We start from the raw sequence: 7,166 nt of genomic DNA on the forward strand, positions 1-7,166 counted from the left end.
GCATACTCACTTTACTGAGCGTCAGTTTTGCCGTACTGGTAGTTGGTGTAGCGGTAGCGGCCATATTTGTAACCATAACTGCCATAGCGCTGGCGACTAAGGTCCAGATCGTTGAACACCACGCCATTGACGGTCACACCGGCCTGGCCAAGCCGTTTGACGCTTTCCTGCAACTCACCCAACGCAGTCACTTCAGCGCGCGCTACCAAAAACACGGTGCCTGCATGAGACGCAATCACTTGCGTGTCAGACACGGCCAAGGCAGGCGGGGTATCGATCAGCACCAGGTCATATTGACCTGACAGGCTTTCCAGTACTTGCAGCGTCGAAGGCGACATCAGCAATTCACCAGGATTAGGCGGCGTAGTCCCAGTGCTAATCAGGTCCAGATTGGGCGCAACATTGCGATGCACGACGTCACTAAAGACACGTGTTCCGGTAATCAACTCGCTAAAGCCTTGTCCGCGCTTCAAGCCAAAGAACTGGTGGATGTGGCCTTTACGCATGTCGGCGTCAATCAGCAGCACGCGTTTTCCGCCTGCGCCCAGCACGGCGGCAAAGTTGGCACTGGTAAATGATTTGCCAATGCCCGGGGTAGGACCAGTGAACAACACGATGTTGTTACGTGCATCAAGCATGGCAAATTGGAGTGCTGTACGCAGGCTGCGCAAGCTCTCTACACCTGGATCTTCGGGCTGGGTGATGGCCAACAAATGGTTGCCCGGTGCTTGGGCTTTGATCAATTTAGTCAGCTTTTCCTGTTCAGGCGAATGCGGCACGGTGGCAAAGACATGCAGACCGGTAGCCGATTCGATCTCGGCAGGGTCTTTTATGCCTGGGCGCAGACTGTTACGCAAGAAAGCCAGAGCCATGCCCAATAGCAGGCCGAAGATACCGCTGATAGCCAGGATTTTTGCGCGTTGCGGCTTGATGGAACGCTCTGGTACGACCGGTTCATCAACCACGCGCACATTACCGACTTTCCCCTCCTTGACCAGGCGAAGTTGCTGCGCACTGGTCATCAGGTTGGTATAAAGCTCGCTGTTGACCTTGACGTCGCGCGTCAGGCGCAGCAGGTCTTGCTCAATATTGGGCAAACCTTTTATCTTGCTGGTCAGGGCTGCAATTTCGTTTTTAACAGCCTCAATTTGTGAATCGAGCGTCTGAACAGTAGGATGGACGGCTGTGAACTGTGAGAGCTGTTCGCGGCGTTTTTGCTGTAATTCGAATAAGTTGCTTTGCAACGTCACTGCTTTACCGAGATAACCAGAGCCTTCAGTACCCAGGTCAAACGCGCCCTTCTGGTTACGAAACTGGTTATATAAAACCTCAGAGTTTTCCATCTGTTTTTTGACTTCCGGCAAAAAACCATCAAGAAAATTCAGGGATTTCTCAGCTTCAGCCGACTTTCGCTGGACATTTTGGCGCACATAGTTGACACCTACGGCGTTCAAGATACGGGCAATACTTTTGGGGTCGGTACCTTGCAGTTGCACTCCGATCACACCGGACTGACGACCTTGCTCAGCAATGATTAATCGGCTTTGCAAACCTTCAACTACGCCCAAGCGGGAAGAGCGGGCCACATTAAATTGAGCGCCCGGCTTGCCCTTGAGTTCGCTCACCAGAATTCGACCCTTGTCTTGACCGGAGCCAAATTCAGCCGGCACACCGATTTTTCCCTGCACCAGCGGCTGACCCTCAGGGTCTCGCAATTCAAACCCGCTTTCGGTGGCGACCAATAACAAAGTCTGACCTTGCAAGGCAGAAGGCACCTCAAGCAACCCAAGGCGGATGGACTCGCTACCCGAGACATAACCATCCATACCCAGAAAACCCGGTGTTGACAACCCGGTAGCACTTCGCGCTAACCAACTACCTACGTAAGGTAGGTATCTCGGGGAAGCCGTTACGTACAGTTGCAGGTCATCCACTGCCTGACCGACCACCAAGCGCGAACGGAGAATTTCCATCTCGGCTGGCGCTGAAGACTTAATGTCAAATAAGCTCGCCGCTTCGCCCACCGCACCGCCGCCGCCCGCCTTATTATCTTCGACCTGAAGCAGGGTGTTAGCTTCATACACAGGGCGAGTGAGCATGGCATATGCGCCGCCCAACACCAATACCAGCGCAGTAACGCAGGCGATAAGCCAGCGTGCGTCAATCAACACATCGAGCAAGCCCAACGGGTCGATTTCGTCGTCGTCCTGACGTTTGGCAAAAGGCATGGCAGACGCGGGAGATTGGATAGTATTCATTCGATCAGACATCACGAAACAAGATTGATACGGCGCACCCATTGATCCACGCCCAAGGCAATGGCCGCATGGGCAGCTTCGAAGGCCGCACGGGACTGGCGGTAAGGGTCGGCAATGTCGAAAGGCCCTTGCGGACCAAACTCGCCGAGGCAATGGATTTTTCCACGGGAAGTAGGATAGAGCTTTTCAAGCTCTTGCTGGTGGCTGACTTCCATCACGAGCACCAAGTCGGCATGCGAACACATCCATCCAGCAATCTGCTGGGCCCGATGAGCGGACAGGTCGAGCTTGAATTCCCCAGCAATTTGGCGAGCTGTGGCGTCAGCGCCATGACCAACCACGGCATGCAAGCCCGCCGACCACACCTTACGGTCAGGCAAGCGGGCTTTGAGCATCGCTTCGGCAACAGGGCTACGGCAGATGTTACCGATGCAGACGGTCAGGATATTTTTCATCAACCTTGGATGTCAATTGGTGACTGCACGAGTCACAGTCACAGCCTGCGCGCTCGGCAGCACAAGGCTGATCACGCGGTTCCAAAGCACCAGCGGCACAGGATCAACGAACACTACATCGCGCGACTTCAGATCAAAACCCTCTGCCAATGCATAGGCTGTTGGGCTGCTGGCGTCAAGATGGTAAATCTCGGGTGTAATAGGCGAGACTTCTCTGCCTTCACCGGCAACCATGGCGCCGTCACCGCTGCGCGTACGCACAATGTAAATTTGACGTGGATCACCGGAAAGAGCATTAACTCCTAGGGACTCGCCCAGTGCTTCGTTGAGAGTCATACGGCCATTGCGCAGGGGCAATGCAATGGGTCGTGTAACTTCACCTAATACATACACCTTGTTTTCTTCGCGACTACCCACTCTCACCAAGTCGCCAGCAACAAGCATAATTTTCGACGGGTTAACTCCTAGCATTGTCAGTTGCGGCATATTAACGACGGTAGTAACGCTTTTGCGGGTAATTTCGACCAACGCACCATCAGCAGTGAGAGTCAGTCCTCCAGCGCGGCTGATGGCCTCGGGCAGTGTCATCGGAATATCGTTGATGGCCTGCTGACCTGGATTGCGGACTTCGCCATCGATATAAACACGACCGGCACGGTAATCCTTAACACGCAAGTTAATTTGCGGGTCATTGAAGAACTTGGCCAGACGACGTGTAAGTTGATCACGCGCCTGAATTTCGGTAAGCCCTGCAATCTTAAAAGTACCTAACAGCGGAAATTGAATCAATCCTTCTGGATTGACTTTATAGCCGGTGGTGGCGGCTCCGAGTTCCGGATGATTCCATACAACGATATCAATCACGTCACTGGGACCGATACCATAATCCATACCCTTGCCAAACAAAGCTTTCACATCAGTTCCCAGCGCTGATTTTTGCAAGGCGCGCTGCCGAATGATGAGATCAGGTGTGATGGCAAGCAGCGCACCAGGCGGCGCTGGATCGCCCTGCTGTACAGCCTGCGAAGTGCTGACGCTGCTATTTACAGACTGGCTGGTTTTTTGCACCCCTTTGCCGATAGACAGTCCGGGCGCAAAGGCGCAACCGCCCACAGAAACGACCGCAAGGGCCATGACAGCCCAATGCGAGCGCGCAAGCATAGGGGTTAAATTTGATTTCTGGAACATAGATATAAATTGGGAAAAATGAGTAACTATAGATAGTTTTAGACAAAGGCTTGCAATCCAATCACCTCAGCAATATATACGCCGAGAGCAATCAATGGAAAAGTGCTCAATTAGCAACCAGATATGCACGCTACCGCGGTATTTTGCACCTTTAGAAGATGAAACACTTTTTAAGTCTGCAAAATCTGACGGATCGAACTGTCAATGCCAGTATGTAAGTATCGAACCGCAGTTTTAAATTCAGGCCGCTTCTAGTTTCTTATGGTCAACACTAACTATTTGCTAACGCCCATTAGCTCCAGCAACACCGTCACCCGGCGAATAGAGACACTTTTAACCAAGCCTTTATCCGCTAAAAGCCGGATCGCAAAACCGCACCACATGGCCAGCATGCAAGGCACTCAAATCAGTTACACATACCGAAATACGCTCTTGCCCCAGCGGCCGAAGGCTTCCACAGTGTGGGATTCAAGCATTGCAATTTCATGACCAAAACTAACCACCTGCGCAACGCCACAGGTTGAACGAACAGGTGCAATAGACTGGGCTCGGAGCGATATTCTGAAGAATGTATAGCGGGACAACATGGGCTCAAAAATGGTTTGCATGCCTGCACTAAAATTTTCAAGCGTTTATAAAAAGGAATGTAGGCATGGAAACTATGCTGCTGCAAATTCTGCACAGCCATAAACTCAAGACGGGCACGAGTGTAGGCCAGAAACCACAAAGACTCAAGCTCATCAAGCCTGAGCCTATGCTTCTCTCCGTCAAAATCATGTTTGAAATCCATTTATGACTCCCATCAGCTAGTTTTAACCATGATCATCGCCTATGCATGCAAAAAATTACCAATCTACTCATTGGGCTAGCAGGAAATTTTAACAACAAGGATACAAAAAGCCAATGCTTAAAAAATTCATACAACTCTGACAAACTAAACAAGAAAACTTTAACTGAATATTTTTTTATCATTTGACGCATTTTTTTCGTTTATCTGAATTTTAGCAAAGAGTACTCACACTTGCGAAGACTGTACGACTGTGCCCTCTACTGCATGCACGCCGTTGATTTGGGTTACAAATTTTTTTGAAATCTATAAATTCTCGGGATGCACACCTCTAGAGGGTGTTATGAACTCAGGGCTGATATTTCTTGAGCTGCCCCTACTTCCTTGGAATGAGCAGAAATTCTTACTCCAGCGATGTCAGCGACGAAGAATGGGACTTCGTGGCACCCTACCTTGCCTTGATTGACGAGCAGGCGCCCCAGCGGGGCTACAGCTTGCGCGAAGTATTCAATGCCCTTCGATGGCTCGCCCGCGCAGGTGCCGCATGGCGCATGCTGCCCAATGATTTGCCGCCTTGGCCTGTGGTCTACCAGCAGTTTCGCCGTTGGCTTGAAGCGGGCTGCTTTGAGGCGATGGTCAGCGACATGCGCTCCATCATCCGCACTGCCCAAGGCCGCCAGGGCCAGCCCAGCGCTGTCACCCTGGATGGCCGAACACTGCAAAGCAGTTGCGAAAGCGGCGCGCGTGCCGGGTACGACGGCTACAAACGGCGCAATGGCTCCAAGGTGCATGCGGCTGTCGATACGCTGGGTCATTTGATAGCGCTTACCGTCACGCCCGCCAGCGAGCAAGAGCGCGCCCAGGTCGATACATTGTGCGAGCAGGTGCAAAAAGCGACTGGACACAGTGTCAAGCTCGCTTGGGCAGACCAAGGCTATACGGGCCAGCAGGCCAAAAGCGATGCGGCGCAAAACGGCGTCGAGTTGCAGGTGGTCAAGCTGCCCGAGGCGAAGAAGGGCTTTGTGCTGCTGCCAAAACGCTGGGTCGTCGAGCGCAGCTTTGCCTGGTTGGCTAGGTTCAGGCGCCTGAGCCGCGATTTCGAGCGCATGCCAGAGGTACTGGCCGGGCTGCACTTCGTGGTATTTGCCATGCTCATGCTGCCAAAGGCCGCGCTGCTTTTAACCCCAGGCGCTAGTTCATAACACCCTCTAAGCAGGCGCGTTTGCCGCTTGTCATTGTGAAAGTAGACCTCGCGGTCTACCAGCAAAGCCAGACGCTCTTCAAAGCTCATGGCCGTCATGCCCGCTTGGGTGAGTTGGTCTTGCAAGCCTGCTGCCATGCCGTTGAGCTTCAAACCGCGAAGCTGCTCCAGGGTCGTGTTCATCATGGGTATTCCTTTTGTTTTGTCGTTTCGTGCTGTGCCGGATGTGGCCGTGGGCATGGCCAGCGTCACTGGCAATAGCCCGGCCCGCGCACATGCGCGTGCACCGGACTGGTCCACTCCGGCGTGGTGACAGGCGCGACTAGGGCGTGTCATCAATTGAGCCAGACCACAGCGGCAGCCAGATGAATGGCGCCCAGAAAGTTGCGCGCTGTTTTGTCATAGCGCGTAGCGATGGCGCGGTACTGCTTGAGCCGGGCAAAGAAGTTCTCAATCAAGTGACGTGCCTTGTACAGGTCTCTGTCATGGCTGCGCTGGTACTTGCGCGTTTTGAGGCAGGGAATCACCACTGCCTTGCCCGCTTTTTGCAGCGGCTCAATCACCCGTTCCTGGGCGTCGTAAGCCTTGTCAGCGATGACCGTAGCGCCTGGCGTATTCTTCAGTAGTACGTCCGCGCCCGCCAAGTCATGGGCCTGTCCGGGTGTCAAGTGAAAACCGGTCGGGTTTCCCAGCGCATCGACCGTGGTGTGGATCTTGGTTGTCAAGCCGCCCCGGCTGCGCCCGATGGCCTCGCATTGCCCAGGCCCCTTTTTTTTGCCCCCGCGCTGTGCTGGTGGGCCTTGACGATGGTCGAGTCAATCATCACGTACTCATTGTCTGCATCCTCGGCCAGGGATTGAAAAACGCGCTGCCAGACGCCTGTTCGGCTCCAGCGCGAGTGGCGCAGATGCACCACCCGAAAGTCACCAAACCGCTCGGGCAGATCTCTCCAGGGGATGCCGGCGCGGTATCGGTATAGCACGGCCTCGACGAACAGCCGATTGTCCCGGGCGGTTACGCCAACAGTTTCTTCGCGTCCGGGCAGCACATCCTTGATGCGGTCCCATTGATCATCCCTGAGTGCATATCTTCTGGTCATGCTTTTCCAAATAAGGTGAGCATCTTCGTATTCAAGCGCTTTGGCCTTGCTTTCAATTGATGACACGCCCTAGAGCCTGTTAACGTAACCGTCCGACGAACACCATTCTTGCGCCGGGTTGATGAGCCGGGCAGTATCCGGGGAGTTGCCCACCACGATGGTGTGCACTTAACCCGGA

The 7,166-nt window shown here is 53.5% G+C and carries 6 protein-coding genes; 1 reads left to right on the plus strand and 5 read right to left on the minus strand.

Annotated features, from left to right (window positions below; genetic code table 11):
* Nucleotides 1-11 precede the first annotated feature (11 nt).
* The 4 genes from RCH06_RS14100 to RCH06_RS17905 all read right to left on the minus strand — a co-directional run bounded on the left by RCH06_RS14100 (nucleotide 12) and on the right by RCH06_RS17905 (nucleotide 4,691).
* Complete coding sequence (locus RCH06_RS14100) at nucleotides 12-2,228, minus strand: polysaccharide biosynthesis tyrosine autokinase (protein ID WP_327082098.1); 2,217 nt, start codon at nucleotides 2,226-2,228, stop codon at nucleotides 12-14.
* A 41-nt stretch (nucleotides 2,229-2,269) separates the two neighbouring features.
* A complete protein-coding gene (locus tag RCH06_RS14105; RefSeq protein WP_327082099.1) occupies nucleotides 2,270-2,713 on the minus strand; it encodes a low molecular weight protein-tyrosine-phosphatase in 444 nt (147 codons plus the stop codon).
* A gap of 12 nt (nucleotides 2,714-2,725) precedes the next feature.
* The gene (locus RCH06_RS14110) at nucleotides 2,726-3,901 is read right to left on the minus strand and encodes a polysaccharide biosynthesis/export family protein (protein ID WP_327082100.1); all 1,176 of its coding nucleotides are present in this window, start codon (nucleotides 3,899-3,901) and stop codon (nucleotides 2,726-2,728) included.
* Between the two features lie 406 nt (nucleotides 3,902-4,307).
* Nucleotides 4,308-4,691 (minus strand): hypothetical protein, encoded by a 384-nt coding sequence (locus tag RCH06_RS17905; protein WP_442799668.1) that lies wholly within the window; start codon nucleotides 4,689-4,691, stop codon nucleotides 4,308-4,310.
* Nucleotides 4,692-5,077: 386 nt separating this feature from the next.
* Here RCH06_RS17905 and RCH06_RS14125 point away from each other — a divergent pair, with 386 nt between their 5' ends.
* On the plus strand, nucleotides 5,078-5,890 hold the full coding sequence (locus tag RCH06_RS14125) for an IS5 family transposase (RefSeq protein WP_327082103.1): 813 nt from the start codon (nucleotides 5,078-5,080) through the stop codon (nucleotides 5,888-5,890).
* Between the two features lie 334 nt (nucleotides 5,891-6,224).
* Here the strand turns inward: RCH06_RS14125 and RCH06_RS14130 are convergent.
* Nucleotides 6,225-6,988 (minus strand): IS5 family transposase gene (locus RCH06_RS14130; protein ID WP_327082104.1). Its coding sequence is split into 2 segments (ribosomal slippage): nucleotides 6,225-6,650 and nucleotides 6,653-6,988, totalling 762 coding nucleotides; the frame shifts between segments, so codons are not numbered across the junction.
* Between the last annotated feature and the right edge of the window lie 178 nt (nucleotides 6,989-7,166).

Source organism: Polaromonas sp. CG_9.5, from assembly GCF_035984465.1.
In the GTDB taxonomy this organism is placed as follows: domain Bacteria; phylum Pseudomonadota; class Gammaproteobacteria; order Burkholderiales; family Burkholderiaceae_C; genus Polaromonas.